Source organism: Brachymonas moutaii (nom. illeg.), from assembly GCF_049977365.1.
Lineage (GTDB): Bacteria > Pseudomonadota > Gammaproteobacteria > Burkholderiales > Burkholderiaceae_C > Brachymonas.
Genome location: NZ_JBNGEN010000005.1, coordinates 174,408 through 189,001 on the forward strand (window position 1 = coordinate 174,408; position 14,594 = coordinate 189,001).

15 protein-coding genes and 1 tRNA gene are annotated in these 14,594 nt (G+C 66.3%); 15 read left to right on the forward strand and 1 reads right to left on the reverse strand.

The window, feature by feature from the left end; translation table 11 throughout:
- Positions 1-53: 53 nt before the first annotated feature.
- From hemF to ACP2WS_RS07840, 8 genes are all read left to right on the forward strand, one after another.
- A complete protein-coding gene (gene hemF / locus ACP2WS_RS07805) occupies positions 54-1,040 on the forward strand; it encodes an oxygen-dependent coproporphyrinogen oxidase (RefSeq protein ID WP_426460289.1) in 987 nt (328 codons plus the stop codon).
- Positions 1,037-1,762 carry a nicotinate (nicotinamide) nucleotide adenylyltransferase gene (nadD, locus tag ACP2WS_RS07810; protein WP_374492290.1) on the forward strand — a complete coding sequence of 242 codons (726 nt, stop codon included), beginning with the start codon at positions 1,037-1,039 and terminating at the stop codon, positions 1,760-1,762. Before hemF ends, nadD begins: the two co-directional genes overlap by 4 nt.
- The gene (gene rsfS / locus ACP2WS_RS07815) at positions 1,752-2,489 is read left to right on the forward strand and encodes a ribosome silencing factor (protein ID WP_374492291.1); all 738 of its coding nucleotides are present in this window, start codon (positions 1,752-1,754) and stop codon (positions 2,487-2,489) included. Before nadD ends, rsfS begins: the two co-directional genes overlap by 11 nt.
- A 23-nt stretch (positions 2,490-2,512) precedes the next feature.
- On the forward strand, positions 2,513-2,995 hold the full coding sequence (gene rlmH / locus ACP2WS_RS07820; protein WP_374492292.1) for a 23S rRNA (pseudouridine(1915)-N(3))-methyltransferase RlmH: 483 nt from the start codon (positions 2,513-2,515) through the stop codon (positions 2,993-2,995).
- Positions 2,996-3,137: 142 nt separating this feature from the next.
- Positions 3,138-3,764: a Maf family protein gene (locus tag ACP2WS_RS07825; protein ID WP_426460290.1), complete on the forward strand. Its 627-nt coding sequence runs from the start codon at positions 3,138-3,140 to the stop codon at positions 3,762-3,764.
- A gap of 140 nt (positions 3,765-3,904) precedes the next feature.
- Positions 3,905-5,428 carry a ribonuclease G gene (rng, locus tag ACP2WS_RS07830; protein ID WP_374492294.1) on the forward strand — a complete coding sequence of 508 codons (1,524 nt, stop codon included), beginning with the start codon at positions 3,905-3,907 and terminating at the stop codon, positions 5,426-5,428.
- 100 nt (positions 5,429-5,528) lie between these two features.
- Entirely contained in the window at positions 5,529-6,167 is a 639-nt protein-coding gene (locus tag ACP2WS_RS07835; RefSeq protein ID WP_426460304.1) for an FMN-binding negative transcriptional regulator, read from the forward strand.
- A 150-nt stretch (positions 6,168-6,317) separates the two neighbouring features.
- On the forward strand, positions 6,318-6,635 hold the full coding sequence (locus tag ACP2WS_RS07840) for a DMT family transporter (RefSeq protein WP_426460292.1): 318 nt from the start codon (positions 6,318-6,320) through the stop codon (positions 6,633-6,635).
- Positions 6,636-6,761: 126 nt separating this feature from the next.
- On the opposite strand, the gene ACP2WS_RS07845 is transcribed toward ACP2WS_RS07840, so the two are convergent.
- Entirely contained in the window at positions 6,762-8,765 is a 2,004-nt protein-coding gene (locus ACP2WS_RS07845) for an ABC transporter transmembrane domain-containing protein (protein WP_426460294.1), read from the reverse strand.
- Positions 8,766-9,124: 359 nt separating this feature from the next.
- Between ACP2WS_RS07845 and tolB the strand changes: the two genes are divergently transcribed.
- The 7 genes from tolB to ACP2WS_RS07880 all read left to right on the forward strand — a co-directional run bounded on the left by tolB (position 9,125) and on the right by ACP2WS_RS07880 (position 14,565).
- Entirely contained in the window at positions 9,125-10,486 is a 1,362-nt protein-coding gene (tolB, locus tag ACP2WS_RS07850; protein WP_426460295.1) for a Tol-Pal system beta propeller repeat protein TolB, read from the forward strand.
- Positions 10,487-10,563: 77 nt separating this feature from the next.
- Positions 10,564-11,067, forward strand: coding sequence for an OmpA family protein (locus ACP2WS_RS07855; RefSeq protein WP_374492298.1), 504 nt, complete (start codon positions 10,564-10,566; stop codon positions 11,065-11,067).
- 135 nt (positions 11,068-11,202) lie between these two features.
- Positions 11,203-12,054 carry a tol-pal system protein YbgF gene (gene ybgF, locus ACP2WS_RS07860; RefSeq protein WP_426460296.1) on the forward strand — a complete coding sequence of 284 codons (852 nt, stop codon included), beginning with the start codon at positions 11,203-11,205 and terminating at the stop codon, positions 12,052-12,054.
- Positions 12,055-12,336: 282 nt separating this feature from the next.
- On the forward strand, positions 12,337-13,146 hold the full coding sequence (locus tag ACP2WS_RS07865; protein ID WP_426460297.1) for a tRNA threonylcarbamoyladenosine dehydratase: 810 nt from the start codon (positions 12,337-12,339) through the stop codon (positions 13,144-13,146).
- A 69-nt stretch (positions 13,147-13,215) separates the two neighbouring features.
- Positions 13,216-13,291, forward strand: a tRNA-Lys gene (locus ACP2WS_RS07870).
- 495 nt (positions 13,292-13,786) lie between these two features.
- Positions 13,787-14,089, forward strand: coding sequence for a hypothetical protein (locus tag ACP2WS_RS07875; RefSeq protein WP_426460298.1), 303 nt, complete (start codon positions 13,787-13,789; stop codon positions 14,087-14,089).
- Positions 14,086-14,565 (forward strand): PIN domain-containing protein, encoded by a 480-nt coding sequence (locus tag ACP2WS_RS07880; protein WP_426460299.1) that lies wholly within the window; start codon positions 14,086-14,088, stop codon positions 14,563-14,565. Before ACP2WS_RS07875 ends, ACP2WS_RS07880 begins: the two co-directional genes overlap by 4 nt.
- Positions 14,566-14,594 lie beyond the last annotated feature (29 nt).

Consider the following 14,594-nt stretch of genomic DNA (forward strand, 5'->3'; position numbering starts at 1 on the left):
GTTCTTTGCCCCGTGTGCAGTGCCTTGCCGCCGGGGCTTCTCACCAAATCGCCATGAGTCTTTCTTCCCCCTCTCTGTCCGGTGCGGCTTCCGCACAGGCCCATGCCGATCCTGTGGCTGCCTGGCTGCGCGGCCTGCAGACCTGCATCACGGCAGCCGTCCAGGCGCTGGAGCCCGAAGCCCATTTCATCGTCGACGACTGGCGCAAGCCGGAGGGTGAGCGGCTGCAGGGACATGGGCGCACCATGATTCTGGAAGGGGGGGAGGTCTTCGAGCGCGCGGGCGTCGGGTTCTCGCGCGTGCAGGGGCCGCAACTGCCGCCTTCCGCCACCCAGCACCGCCCGGAGCTGGCCGGGGCCCCGTTTGAGGCCATGGGCGTGTCGCTCGTGTTCCATCCGCGCAATCCCTATGTGCCCACGGTGCACATGAACGTGCGCATGATCGCCGCCCACCCTGCCGGGCAAAAGCCCGTGCGCTGGTTCGGTGGCGGCATGGACCTCACTCCCTACTATGGCGAGGTGGAGGACTGTGTCCATTTTCACCGCACCTGCCGCGATGCCCTGGCTCCCTTCGGAGCCGACAAGTATCCCCGCTTCAAGGACTGGTGCGACCGCTACTTCCAGCTGCCCCACCGCAGCGAGCAGCGCGGCATCGGGGGCATCTTCTTCGACGATTTCGCCGAGCTGGGCCCCGAGCGTGATCTGGCCATGCTGCAGGCCGTGGGAGAGGCCTTTCTGCCGGCCTATCTGCCCATCGTCGAGCGCCGCAGCAAGCGGGAATGGGGCGAGCGCGAGCGCGCGTTCCATCTCTACCGCAGGGGGCGCTATGTCGAGTTCAACCTCGTGTGGGACCGGGGCACCCACTTTGGCCTGCAGAGCGGGGGGCGCAGCGAATCCATTCTGCTGTCCATGCCGCCGCAGGCCAGCTGGAGCTACCGCCGCACAGAGCCTGCCGGTTCGCCCGAGGCACGCCTCTACACCGACTTCCTTCCCTGCCGAGACTGGCTGGCCGGCGAGGCTCCTTCCCGCGCTGGCGCATGATCCGCACCGATGCACCTTCACCGCCACCTGGCCCCACGCCCTGTGCAGGACAGGCCACGGTCCGCGTGGGGCTGTACGGCGGCGCCTTCGATCCGCCCCATCTCGCCCATGTGGCGCTGGCACGCGAGGCCGTGCGGCAGCTCGGGCTCGATCGCCTCTACATCGTGCCCACCGGCCAGCCGTGGATGAAGGAGCGCCGACTCACCGATCCGGCCCACCGTCTTGCCATGGCGCGGCTGGCCTTTGCCGGCCTGCCCGAGGTGGTGGTGGATGACTGCGAGCTGCGCCGGCAGGGCACCACCTACACGATCGATACCCTGCGCGAGCTCCAGCAGCGCGAGGCGCGCCGGCAAGGGCCGTGTGGCACAGAGTGGTTCCTTGTCATGGGGCAGGATCTGGTGGCCACGCTGCCGCGCTGGCAGCGGGCGCAGGAGCTGCTGCAGGAGGTCACCGTGGCCGTGCTGGGACGCCCCGGCAGTGCAGCGGCCGACCTGCAGGCCGATCTGGATCGGGTACGCGCTTCGCTGCCCCAACTGCGCTGCGTGCAGGTACACTTGCCCCCCAGCGCGATCAGTTCGACCGCCATCCGGGAGCGGCTGGCACAGGCCGGCGCGACCGCTTTCCAGGCCTCTTCGCTGGCCTGGCTGTCTTCCCTTGTGCCGCCCGAGGTCGCGCGGTATATTGCACTCCACCAACTCTATCGACACCCTGATGGCCACTGAGAAAAAAACCGCCAAGGCATCTCCCCGCACTGCCGCATCCAAGAACACCGTTCCTCCCGCCGAGGACAGGGAGCTGCAGGCCGTGGCCTCATCCACTCCCGAGCAGGCAGAGCCTGTCGAGATCGAGGAATCGAACCGCGACATCCAGAAGCTCCAGCGCGCCATCGTCGATGGTCTGGAGGATGTCAAGGCCCAGCACATCCAGGTGTTCAACACGGCACACCTGTCGCCGCTGTTCGAGCGCGTGATCATCGCGAGCGGCACCTCCAACCGCCAGACCAAGGCCCTGGCCGGCAGCGTGCGCGATGCCGTGCGCGACGCAGGCTTCCCCAAGCCCCGCATGGAGGGCGAGGAAAACGGCGAGTGGATCATCGTGGACTGCGGCAGTGCCGTGGCGCACATCATGCAGCCCGCCATCCGCCAGTACTACGCGCTTGAGGAAATCTGGGGCGACAAGCCGGTGCGCATGCGCCTGGGCAAGCCTGCCCGTCCTGCCAGGGCAGCCGCTGCCGAGGGGGACAAGCCAGCCCGTACCCGCAAGCCCTCCACCCGTCGTGCCCCTGCGGCAGCCAAGGCAGAGCAGGGCGCTGCCCCAGCATCTGCTGCCACCGACGGACAGCCTGCCCGCAAGCCTCGCAGCCGCAAGCAGGCCGCCGGCACCGATTCGGCTGCTGCCGCACCGGCGCCCAAGGCTGCGCCCCGGCGTTCGCGCAAGTCCGCCGCCTGATCGCCTGCGCACGGAGTGGCCGGGTGAAACTCGTGATCGTTGCCGTCGGGCAGAAGATGCCCGACTGGGCGCAGACTGCCTTCGATGACTACGCCAAGCGGTTCCCGCCCGACCTGCGGCTCGAATGCCGCACCGTCAAGACCGAGCCCCGCAGCGGAGGCAAAACCACGGCCCAGATGATGCAGGCCGAGGCCCAGCGCATCGAGTCCGCCATCGACGCCGGCTGCCACAAGGGCCGGCGCATCGTGGCGCTCGACGAGCGCGGCACCTCGCTCACCACCAAGGCCCTGGCCGAGCGCCTGCGCCACTGGCAGCAGGACGGCGACGACGTGGCCCTCCTCATCGGTGGGCCGGATGGCCTGTCTCCCGAGCTGCGCACGGCCGCACACGAGCGCATTCGCCTCAGCGACCTGACCCTGCCGCACGCCATGGCGCGCGTCCTGCTTGTCGAAAGCCTCTATCGTGCCTGGTCGGTCAATGCCGGCCATCCGTACCACCGCGAGTAAGGCTTCGCGCCCTGCGGCGTGGAGTGGCTCCCTGCTGCAGCAAGGGCGTGGGTGCCTGCGTGCGCGTGCCGGGTCTGCCGCTCAGGGTTGCGCGGGTCGCTCTTTTCTGGCTGACCGCCTCTTTTCCCCATTGTCTTGCCCCATGTCGACCGATTCTTTTCTCTACCTCGCGTCCCAGAGTCCCCGTCGGGCCCAGCTGCTCGACCAGATCGGCGTTCGCCACACGCTGCTCCTGCCCGATGCCGGAGAGGACGCGGAGGGGCTCGAAGCCGTGCTGCCGGGAGAGGCAGCAGCCGACTACGTGCAGCGCGTCACTGCGCTCAAGCTCGACGCCGCCCTGGCGCGGCTGGAGCGTCGGGGCTGGCCCGCTGCTCCCGTGCTCTGTGCCGATACCACCGTCGCCCTGGGGGCACGCATTCTGGGCAAGCCGGCCGATGCTGCCGACGCCGCGGCCATGCTGCGCAGCCTGTCGGGGCAGCGCCATCAGGTACTGACCGCCGTGGCCGTGGCAGGCTCCGGCACAGCGGGCAGCCCCTCTCGGCGTGCCGCACGGCTGTGCACCTCCTGGGTGGAGTTCGATGTGCTCGACGAAGCGCGCATCGCGGCCTATGTGGCCAGCGGCGAGCCCATGGGCAAGGCAGGGGCCTATGGGGTGCAGGGCCGGGCTGCGACGCTGATTGCCCGCATCGAGGGCAGTTTCTCGGGCATCATGGGGCTGCCCCTGTTCGAGACGGCACAGATCCTGCGTGCAATGGGGTGGACAATATGAACCTGCGTCTGCCTGTCCGCAGCCACCCGGTGCGGCAGGCGGCCTGATTCCCTTTCCTGGCTCCCGGCTTCCTACACGGCAGCTCCGGGGCGTGCGGTGCCGGAGCCATCAGCCCCGGCCTTTGCCTGGTCCCCCTTCTCATGCAACAAGACATACTGATCAACTGGTCCCCCCAGGAAACCCGTGCTGCCGTGGTCGAAAACGGCGTGGTGCAGGAAATGCACATCGAGCGCGAGCTCCAGCGCGGGCGGGTGGGCAACATCTATCTGGGCAAGGTCGTGCGCGTGCTGCCCGGCATGCAGTCCGCCTTCATCGACATCGGGCTCGAACGCGCCGCTTTCCTGCACGTGGCCGACGTGTGGCAGCGCAGCAGCCCCCGCGAGCGGCAGGCGGCAGCGCCCGCCGCCGGACCGGGCGGGCGCGAGCCGGCCGCGCCCCAGCGCCCCATCGAGAAGCAGATCTTCGAGGGCCAGACCCTCATGGTGCAGGTCATCAAGGACCCGCTCGGCACCAAGGGTGCGCGCCTGTCCACGCAAATCAGCATCGCAGGCCGGCTCATGGTCTACCTGCCGCAGGACGACGCCGTGGGCGTGTCGCAGAAAATCCCCAGCCCGCAGCGCGAGGAGCTGCGCGAACGCGTGCAGCGGCTCATGGCCGGCATGCCGGCCGAAGAAGGACTGAACCAGCCCGGCGGCTACATCGTGCGCACCAATGCCGAGGACGCCACCGATGCCGAGCTCGAACAGGACATGCGCTACCTGCGCAAGGCCTGCGCGCGCATCCGCCAGGCCGCGCAGCGGCAGCCGGCGCCCTCGCTGCTGCACCAGGACCTGAGCCTCATGCAGCGCGTGCTGCGCGACATGGTCGACGAGCACACCCACCGCATCCGCATCGATTCGCGCGAGCAGTTCGACGCCCTGCGCGAGTTCGGCCTCACCTTCATGCCCGATGCGGTGCAGAAGCTCGAACACTACCGTGGCGAGCGCCCCATCTTCGACCTCTATGCCATCGACGAGGAAGTGGCGCGAGCCCTGGGGCGCCGTGTCGACCTCAAGTCCGGCGGCTACCTGGTCATCGACCAGACCGAGGCGCTCACCACCATCGACGTCAACACCGGCGGCTACGTGGGCACGCGCAATTTCGACGAAACCATCTTCAAGACCAATCTGGAGGCGGCCCACGCCATTGCACGCCAGCTGCGGCTGCGCAATCTGGGCGGCATCGTCATCGTCGACTTCATCGACATGACCCGTCCAGATCACCAGGCCGAGGTGCTGGGCGAACTGCGCAAGCAGCTGCAGCGCGACCGCATCAAGACCATGGTCGGGGATTTTTCGCCCCTCGGACTGGTCGAGATGACGCGCAAGCGCACCCGCGAATCGCTGGAGCGCATGCTCTGCGAACCCTGCCCCGCCTGCCAGGGGCGCGGCTCCGTCAAGACCACCCGCAGCGTGGTCTATGACATCCTGCGCGAGGTCCTGCGCGAGGCGCGGCAGTTCAGCCCGCGCGAATTCCGCGTGATCGCCGCCCCGCAGGTCATCGACCTCTTTCTCGAAGAGGAAAGCCAGCACCTCGCCGGCCTCAGCGCCTTCATCGGCAAGCCCATCTCCCTGCAGGCCGAAACCGGCTTCACGCAGGAACAGTACGACATCGTGCTCATGTGAGGAGGAGGGGGCAGGGCGGGCCGGCCCCGCAGCCCCCTTGCAGGCGCGAGGGACTCTGGGGTGAGGTACGCTCTCCACTTTGCCCGGAGCCGATGTCGTGATGTACGCCCCTGCGCTGTTTGCCGAATCCCGTCCTGACGTGCTGCATTCCCTCGTGCGCGCGCATCCCCTGGGGATGCTGGTCACGCAGAGGGCTGCGGGGCTGGAGGTCGATCACCTTCCGTTTCTGTTGAATCCGGAAGGCACCGAGGCCCATCCCCTGGGCACGCTGCAGGCCCATGTCGCGCGCGCCAATCCGGTGTGGCAGGAGGTGCGGGAGGGCGATGCGGTGCTGGTGGTCTTTCGGGGGACGGAGGGCTACATTTCGCCCAACTGGTATGCGAGCAAGCCGGAAACGCACCGGCATGTGCCCACCTGGAACTACGAGGCCGTGCATGTGCATGGGCGGCTCCACATCCGCGAGGACGAGAAGTTCCTGCGCGGAGTGCTGGCGCGTCTGACGCGCGTGCACGAGGCGGATCAGCCCGTTCCCTGGCGCATGGGCGATGCGCCCGCCGACTACCTGCGCGACATGCTGGGGCAGATCGTGGGCATCGAGGTGGACATCACTCGCATCGAGGGCAAGCGCAAGCTCAGCCAGAACAGGGAACCCCGGGATTTTGCCAGCACCCTGCAGGCGCTGGACGAGCGTGGCAGCGTGCAGCTGGCCGCAGCCATGCGGCGCAGCCAGAAAGGGTGATTCCCAAGCCGCTGCGCACAGGGGGAGCTTGGGCGGCATGGGCCGACACGGTTGCGTATCATGGGAGTGGGGACGCCCCCAGCCTGCGGGCCTTTCGATCATCCGGGACGACCCGGTATTTGTATCTGATGGGTGCCGGAGGTGGTGGATATGGACTGGATATGGCTGGTGATGGCCGGGCTGCTTGAAATCGTCTGGGCGTACACGATGAAGCTCTCGGATGGATTCACCCGCGGCGGGTACACCCTGCTGACCCTTGTGGTCATGGCGGCCAGTTTCGGGCTGCTGTCGATGGCCATGAAATCCCTGCCGCTCGGTACGGCCTACGCGATCTGGACGGGCATCGGCACCCTGGGCTCCTTTGCCGTCGGTCTCTGTGTGCTGCACGAGGCAGCCAGCCCTCTGCGCATGCTGGCCGTGGCGCTCATCGTGGCGGGGCTGGTGCTGATGAAGTTCGCTTCGCCTTGAGGGTGCGCCCAGCAGTGTGCAGCGGGGGCACAGGACAGCGCCTGGATGTGCCCCGCGACAGGGCACAGTCCGGCGATGTGCACAAGAACCTGTGGCCTGTGCCGTGCCGTGCCGTGCCGTGCCGGCTCAGGCGGCGTGGTCGCTATCCGGGGTGTTCCCTTCGGAGGGCGTGGGGGCGCTGCCTGCCATGCTGGACACAAAGGCCGTGGCGTGGTGCTGCAGGCGGGCATATACGCCGCCGCGCTGGATCAGCTCGGTGTGGGTGCCCTGTTCCACGATGCGGCCCGATTCCATCACCACCACCCGGTCGGCATGTTCGATGGTGGTCAGGCGGTGCGCCACCACCAGGGTGGTGCGGCCCTGCATGAGGCGCTGCAGGGCTTCCTGCACGAGGCGTTCCGATTCGTTGTCGAGCGCGGAGGTGGCTTCGTCGAGGATCAGGATGGGGGCATTCTTGTACACGGCGCGTGCAATGGCCAGCCGCTGGCGCTGGCCGCCGGAGAGCTGGGCCGCGTTGTGACCCACCATGCTGTCCATGCCCATGGGCAGGCGTTCGATGAAGGTGCCGAGATTGGCGGCCTCCAGCGCCGCCTGCACGCGGGCACGATCCAGTTCGCTGCCCAGGGCCACGTTGGCAGCAATGGTGTCGTTGAGCATCACCACGTCCTGGCTCACCATGGCGATCTGGGCGCGCAGGCGGTCGAGGGGCCAGTCGTCCAGAGCCACGCCGTCGAGCAGCACGCGCCCGCTCGACGGCAGCACAAAGCGCGGCAGCAGGTTGACCAGCGTGGTCTTGCCCGATCCCGATGGCCCCACAAAGGCCACGACCTCGCCCGGGGCGATGTGCAGGTCGATGAGTTCGAGTGCGGCGGCCGCTGTTTCGGTGAGGCCCTCGGCATGGGCTACGCTCGCGCCCGTGGGCATGGTGGTGAACAGGGGCGAAGTCGGCATGCGGGCCTCGCGGTCCGCCGCCTGCGCGGCATAGTCCACATGGATGCGCTCGAACCGGATGTCGCCGCGCGCACGCGCGGGCAGCTGGCTGGCCTGTGCGGCGGGGGCTGCCTCCGGTTCGGGCGGGACGGTCTCGACCATGGCGAGGCCGCGCTCCAGGGCGGCCACGCCGCGCGTGATGGGGTTGGCCACGTCCGCCAGACGCCGGATGGGCGACACCAGCATCATCATGGCGGCCACGAAGGCGACAAAGCCACCCACCGTGACGGCACGCTCATGGCCCTGGCTGACCTGGGCCTGCCACAGGGCAATGGTGAGCACCGCCGACAGCGCCACCGCGGCCACCGACTGCGTCAGCGGGGTCATGGCCGAGGAGGCGATCACCGATTTGAGCGAGAGCTGGCGCAGACGGCGGCTCAGAACCTCGAAGCGGCTGCTCTGCTGCTGCTGGGCGCCATGCAGGCGCACCATGCGGTGGGCCAGCACGTTTTCCTCGACCACGTAGGCCAGCTCGTCGGTGGCGCGCTGGCCCTGCTTGGTGAGGCCGTAGAGGCGGCGCGAGAGCTTGCGCATCACCCACGACATGCCGGGCGCAAGCACCACCACGACCATGGTGAGCTTCCAGTTCAGATACAGCAGGTAGCCCACCAGCGCCACCAGGGTGCTGCCGTCGCGCGTGAGCCCCATGAGCGCCTGCACGAGCATGTTGGCGCCGTTCTGCACCTCGAACACCACGGTGTTGGACAGCGTGCTGGCCGATTGTCGCGAGAACAGGCTGAGGTCGGCATTGAGCAGGCGGGCGAACATGTCCTCGCGCAGCCGCACCATGCCGTCGTTGGCAATGCGTGCCAGCGAATACTGGGCCGCAAAACCGGCCACCCCGCGCAGGAAGAACAGCAGCAGCACGGCCGCAGGCACGGCCCAGAGCTGCAGCGTGCCACTGGTGAAGCCGCGGTCGAGCAGGGGCTTGATCAGGGCCGGCACCCCGGCTTCGGTGAGCGATGCCACCACCGTGGCCACAAAGGCGTACACCCACCACTGGCGGTCGACACCAAAATAGCGCGAGATGCGGCGCAGACGGGCCGGCAGGCTCTGTGAGGCGAGCGCGGCAGAAGGGGGGGGGGAGGCGTCGGTCGTCATCGGGCCCGGTGAGAAAGAGGAGTGAAAAGCATCCCGCATTGTAGGTCGGTGGCCTGCAGCGCGTTGCCCCCTTCCGTGCCGCAGCCCGGAGCATGGAGCCTGCCTGCGGCGGGGCGGCATCACGGACCTGCGGCCCCAGGCATCAGGGGGCTTACCCTTTGTAACCGATCGGTCGGAAAGCCGTCATGGCAAGTGTGTAGCATGTGATGCAGCTTTTCGGTGGGGCGGAGCCCTGGGGATCGGTTCGACTCGCAGGGTGTCGGTTTTTTTGTGCTGCTTCGTTCTGTCCTCTTCGGTTTCTTTCCTCTCCGTCCCCGGCCCGCATACTTCCCTGATTTTCGAGATGCCTTCGGTTCTGTTCCGACAGGCATCCACCTACGTATCCGCATACGATGAAGATGAAGTCTTCCCTCTCGATGGCACGCTGCCAGGGTTCGCCCTCGCTGGCAGGCGGTGTGCGCACGTCCTACCCTTTCTGGCCGGGGCGGTGGACTGCCGCCGCGCTGCTGCTGGGGGGGCTGTGGGTGGCATCCGGCCCGGCTCTGGCGGCCGAATTCAACGTGACCATCGTCGGCCCCGGCAGCAGCACCCAGTACCCCATTTCTCCGGTGCCCTTCCGGGGTGAAGCCGCCGTGCCCCAGCGCCCCTCGGCCATCATCGGCGCCGATCTGGTGCGCACGGGGCTCTTTCGCACCGTAGCGGTGGAGGCGGGTGCGCTCGACGAACGCAGCCATCCGCCCCAGGCAGTGTTCCGGGCAGCCGGGTCCGATTACGCCGTGGTGGGCAGCGTGCAGGCCGAAGGAGTTGGGCGCTACGCCATGCGCTTTCACCTGTGGGACATGGTCCGCAACCAGGACATGGGCGGCCAGAACTACCAGGTGCCGCAGGCCGACCTGCGGCTCGCCTCGCACCGGGCCGCCGACTGGATCTATGGCCGCATCACCGGGCGCAAGGGCGTGGCTGCGAGCCGCATCTCGTATGTCACCCGCTCCAGGGGGCGCTATACCCTGTGGGTGTCCGACGCCGATGGGCAGAATGCCCAGCCGGCCCTGAGCAGCCGGGCCTCCATCATCTCCCCGAGCTGGTCGCCCGACGGCAGCAAGATCGCCTACGTCTCCTTCGAGCTGGGCAAGCCCGTGGTGTACGTGCAGGACGTGCGCAACGGCAGCCGGCACGTGGTGGCCAACTTCAAGGGGTCCAACAGCGCGCCTGCCTGGTCGCCTGACAGCTCCCATCTGGCCGTCACGCTCACCCGCGACGGCACCTCGCAGATCTATCTGGTGCCCGCCACCGGCGGCACGCCACGCCGGATCACGCACAGCAGCGCCATCGACACCGAGCCCGTGTTCAGCCCGGACGGCAAGTCGATCTACTTCGTGAGCGATCGCGGCGGCTCGCCGCAGATCTACCGCTCCTCGCTCGACGGCGAGCAGGTTCAGCGCCTGACCTTCCAGGGCAGCTACAACATCTCGCCCACCGTCAGTGCCGACGGCAAGACCCTGGCCTTCATCACCAACGCGCGCGGCGGCTACCGCGTGGCCGTGCTCGATCTGGGCAGCGGCACCATGGACGTGGTCTCCAGCACCAGCAACGACGAAAAACCGAGCTTTGCCCCCAACAGCCAGCTCATCATCTACGCCACCCACACGGGCGGCGGCGAGGCCCTCATGACCACGACGGCCGACGGCAGCGTCAAGACGCGCCTGTCCGGCCATCCGGGCGACATCCGCGAGCCGGCCTGGGCGCCGCTCACCCCCTGACCCCGATGTTCAGCCTGTGCCCCGGACCGCATCTCCCGGCGCAGGCCCTGTCGTTGACTCTCCCAAGAGGAAAAACCATGCAACGTACCCTGCTGATTCTTGCTGCCACCCTGTCGCTGGCGGCCTGTTCCACCACCAAGCTCACCGAAGGCGCCAACGGAGCCGCCGGTGCCAATGGCGCGGGAGGTGACAGCTCCGTCGCCTCCGTGAGCACCGACGACGGCAGTGCCAGCCGTGGCGGGCCGCAGAACGTGGCCTCCGTCATCCACTTCGACTTCAACAGCTATGTGGTGCGCCCCGACGCGCGCCCCGTGGTCGAAGGCCATGCCGCCTTCCTCAAGAGCCATGCCGCTTCGCGCGTGCGCCTCGAAGGGCATACCGACGCCGTGGGCGGCCGCGAATACAACCTGGCACTGGGGCAGAAACGCGCCGAGGCAGCACGCCGTGCGCTCAACCTGCTCGGCGTGCCCGACACCCAGATCGAGGCCGTGAGCTTCGGCAAGGAACGCCCGGTGGTGCCCAACGTCGGTGCCGACGAACGCAACCGCCGCGTCGAATTCGATTACAACTACACCAAGTAAGTGAGCTGTCGGCCTCCGGCCGTCTTCCCTCGCTGCAGTTTCCGTGCCTCTGCGGCCCGTCTGAAGTGTCCCCTTGCACACAGCGCATAGAGCACAGAGACCACGGGAATCTGCACACCATGCCCTGAGGTTTGCATGAACGTTCTTTTGCCGCATTCGCATTCCGTCTTTTCTGCCCGGCGCGGGGCTCTGCAGCCGCGCCTTGTGCTGCAGGCTGCCGTGACCCTGGCCTGCCTCGGCATGCAGCCGCTGGCTCACGCCGACCTGTTCGGCGACAACGAGGCGCGCCGCGCCATCCTGGACCTGCGCCAGCGTTTTCAGGCCATGAACGAGGACAACGCCCGCATGCGCAACAGCCTGCTGGAGCTGCAGAACCAGATCGACGCGCTCAAGGCCGACACGGCCCGCATGCGCGGCCATGACGAGGAATACAGCCGCGACATCGCCGACCTGCAGCGCCGCCAGAAGGACCTCTCCCGCGCCCTCGAAGACGCACGCCCCGCCCCCCCCGCAGCCGCCCCGACACGCAAGCAGGCCGCCTCCGCTCCCCAGGACGATGGAGACGGTGACCCCGATGCCCGCTCCGCAGCGCCGGCCCATGCCGCTGATTCCGCCCGCGAAAAAGCCGAATTCGAAGCCGCCATCAACCAGTTCCGCAGCGGAGCCTATGCCAAGGCCCAGACCGGCTTCCGTGCGTTCCTGCGTGCCCATCCGCGCAGCAGCCACCGGGTGCTGGCGCAGTTCTGGCTCGGCAATTCCGACTACGCCCTGCGCGACTACAAGGGTGCCATCGCCAATTTCCGGGCTGTCGTGAGCCAGGCTCCCAACCACGAACGAGCCCCCGAGGCGCTGCTCTCCATCGCCAACTGCGAGGTCGAGCTGCACAACACCGCCGCAGCCCGCGCCGCGCTCGAACAGCTCATTGCCCGCTACCCGCGCTCCGAGGCCGCCCAGGCCGGCAAGGACCGGCTCGCCCGCCTCAAGTAAGCCTTGCCGCAGGGCAGAGCATGGCTGGGCAAAACAAGGCAGGGCGACGATGGTTCCCATCGTGTACAGTCGGGGCCGCCGCCTGGCGGCGTGTGTGTCTTTCCCTCTTTTCGCCCGAGCTCAGGTTGCCATGTCCTGCCAAAAAGGGGCACTCGCATCGGGCAGCAGGCATCCCGCACCCTGCCTGCGTCGCGCCCCCTGCTGGCCCTGCATCTGCTTCTGTACTGCCCTCGCTTCGCCTCCACAAAGGAAAGGGCGCGGGCACTTTCCCTGCATCATGACATGACTGCTTCTTCTGCCGCTGTCCCCGCTTCTCCCCTGTTCCCGCCCGATCACGCGCGCCGCTTTGGCGGGGCGTCCCGGCTCTATGGCGCAGAAGGTGCGCGCCGCATTGCCGACTCCCATGTGGTGGTGGTCGGCATCGGGGGGGTGGGCTCCTGGGCAGCTGAAGCCCTGGCACGTACCGGGGTAGGGCGACTCACCCTCATCGACATGGATCACGTGGCCGAATCCAACATCAACCGCCAGATCCATGCCACCGATGCCACCCTCGGGCAGGCCAAGATCGACGCCATGCGCGAACGCATCGCCAGCTACCACCCGGAGGCGCATGTGCAGGGCATTGACGACTTCGTCACCCCCGACAACTGGGAAGCCCTCGTGCCCGCCGATGCCACCGCCGTCATCGACGCCTGCGACCAGGTCGCCGCCAAAACCGCCATGGCCGTCTGGGCCCGCCGAAGCCGTACCCCCCTTGTCACCGTCGGGGCCGCCGGCGGCAAGGAACTCGCGCACCTCGTGGATGTGGACGATCTGGCCCGCGTCACCCACGACCCCCTGCTCGCCCAGCTTCGCTACCGGCTGCGCCGCCACCACGGTGCCCCCCGCGAGGGCAAGGCCATCGGCGTGACCTGCGTCTTCAGCCGCGAAGCTGTGCGCATGCCTGCCGCCCCCGAGACCAGCTGCGACGCCTCTCCCGCCAGCGACGGCACCCTCAACTGCCACGGCTATGGCTCCGCCGTAGCCGTCACCGCCACCTTCGGCATGAGCGCAGCCGGCTGGGTCCTTAAAAAAATTGCCTCCAGCTGCTGAATTCTGGGTCAACGCTGCTAGAATGCTCGTTTCGATTCAGGCAATGCTGAGTTGCCTGAGCGAGCGAGTGGGTCGTTAGCTCAGTTGGTAGAGCAGCGGACTTTTAATCCGTTGGTCGCAGGTTCGAATCCTGCACGACCCACCACCCATTCCAATCAAAAAGCACCTACAGCGATCGCGCGGTAGGTGCTTTTTTGTTGCCTATGCGGTGGTGAAGGGGGGCTTTCATGGCTCCATCTTCTCAAGTGTTAGTGCCTCCTCAAAATCCGGGGTGGTTCAAACAGCCTACGGGGCTGCACCCTGAGCGTGCGGTTTAGTACGGGCCGTCAATGGGTGCGGGCCGTCGTCAGTCGGCCAAGAGCGGTCTCTGGGAGTCGACCGCCTTGTGGGCGGCTGTTGTCGCTCCTGGCACATGGGGAAGCCCGAACGCTCAGTGTCAACCAGCGTGTGACGCCCGTCGCCGGGACGACCGCAGTCAGCACGCGAGCTCAACTCCTAGCCCATCAGCGAGATTCGGTTGACAAATAGACTCGTCTCCGGCAGTCGAAGTCTTGAACTCTCGCCAGCAACTTCGCCATACCAAAAATCTGATCTAAAATCGATCTTATCTAAAAGCCGCGTCCCCGAATGGAGTCGACATATGAGCATTGCAGCAGCAAATTTCGAAAAAGCAATTCAAGTCGCTGAGCAAAGTGCCAGGGAACTGTTGCCCGGGCTATCCGATTTGAAGTTGGAAGGCGTAGTCGTTTCTGGCAAATACTATGAGGTAACCCTTAGTTATTATTTTTCAGGGAAAAATCCGCTTGAGATTTCCCGGCGCAACAAGAAGGAAGGCCTAAGTTTGATTGCTGCAATGATGACTGCACGAAGAGAATACAAAGTGTTCTTGATTGATGAAAACACCTTCGCTTTCCGCGGCTTCAGAGCCTGCAAAGAATTATGAAGGCCAAACGTCGGGCGCGTCAGCGATTATTGATTGATACCAATCTTTGGCTTGTCATGATAATCGGTGCCGTTGATGAGGGCAGGTACATTGCAAAATCGAAACGCTTGAGATCGTATTCTCGCGAGGACTCCGACAAATTATGGGAAATATTTGGCTCATATAAGGAAGTTTGGATTACCTCCTACATTGCTGCCGAAGTTTCAAATCTAATTGACTTGGATGGAGAGGCCGGTGTTAAGGCATATGTTATTGCCAAGGAGGTTTTTTCTAGACTTAAGCAAGTTGAGTCGTTGATCGCTAGGGACTGCGAGACCGATTTCTACATTTCGTTTGGCCTGACTGATAGCTCAATCATCCAGCTTTCGGAGAAATTTGATGTTCTCACAAATGATACAAGAATGTTCGGACCGCTTTATAAAGTTGGCGGGGAAAACGTAATACCTTACCTTCCAGCCAGTTCTCTCTCAGGGTGAGGCCATATATCCAAGGGCGGTCTCCAAAG

Excerpts from the sequence above, each read along its gene's own strand:
- ACP2WS_RS07855 (WP_374492298.1), top strand. The coding sequence starts at position 10,564 with ATGCAACGTACCCTGCTGATTCTTGCTGCCACCCTGTCGCTGGCGGCC.
- rng (WP_374492294.1), top strand. The coding sequence starts at position 3,905 with ATGCAACAAGACATACTGATCAACTGGTCCCCCCAGGAAACCCGTGCT.
- ACP2WS_RS07825 (WP_426460290.1), top strand. The coding sequence starts at position 3,138 with ATGTCGACCGATTCTTTTCTCTACCTCGCGTCCCAGAGTCCCCGTCGG.
- hemF (WP_426460289.1), top strand. The coding sequence starts at position 54 with ATGAGTCTTTCTTCCCCCTCTCTGTCCGGTGCGGCTTCCGCACAGGCC.
- ybgF (WP_426460296.1), top strand. The coding sequence starts at position 11,203 with ATGAACGTTCTTTTGCCGCATTCGCATTCCGTCTTTTCTGCCCGGCGC.
- ACP2WS_RS07835 (WP_426460304.1), top strand. The coding sequence starts at position 5,529 with ATGTACGCCCCTGCGCTGTTTGCCGAATCCCGTCCTGACGTGCTGCAT.
- ACP2WS_RS07845 (WP_426460294.1), bottom strand. The coding sequence starts at position 8,765 with ATGCGGGATGCTTTTCACTCCTCTTTCTCACCGGGCCCGATGACGACC.
- tolB (WP_426460295.1), top strand. The coding sequence starts at position 9,125 with ATGAAGTCTTCCCTCTCGATGGCACGCTGCCAGGGTTCGCCCTCGCTG.
- ACP2WS_RS07865 (WP_426460297.1), top strand. The coding sequence starts at position 12,337 with ATGACTGCTTCTTCTGCCGCTGTCCCCGCTTCTCCCCTGTTCCCGCCC.
- ACP2WS_RS07875 (WP_426460298.1), top strand. The coding sequence starts at position 13,787 with ATGAGCATTGCAGCAGCAAATTTCGAAAAAGCAATTCAAGTCGCTGAG.
- ACP2WS_RS07880 (WP_426460299.1), top strand. The coding sequence starts at position 14,086 with ATGAAGGCCAAACGTCGGGCGCGTCAGCGATTATTGATTGATACCAAT.
- nadD (WP_374492290.1), top strand. The coding sequence starts at position 1,037 with ATGATCCGCACCGATGCACCTTCACCGCCACCTGGCCCCACGCCCTGT.
- rsfS (WP_374492291.1), top strand. The coding sequence starts at position 1,752 with ATGGCCACTGAGAAAAAAACCGCCAAGGCATCTCCCCGCACTGCCGCA.
- ACP2WS_RS07840 (WP_426460292.1), top strand. The coding sequence starts at position 6,318 with ATGGACTGGATATGGCTGGTGATGGCCGGGCTGCTTGAAATCGTCTGG.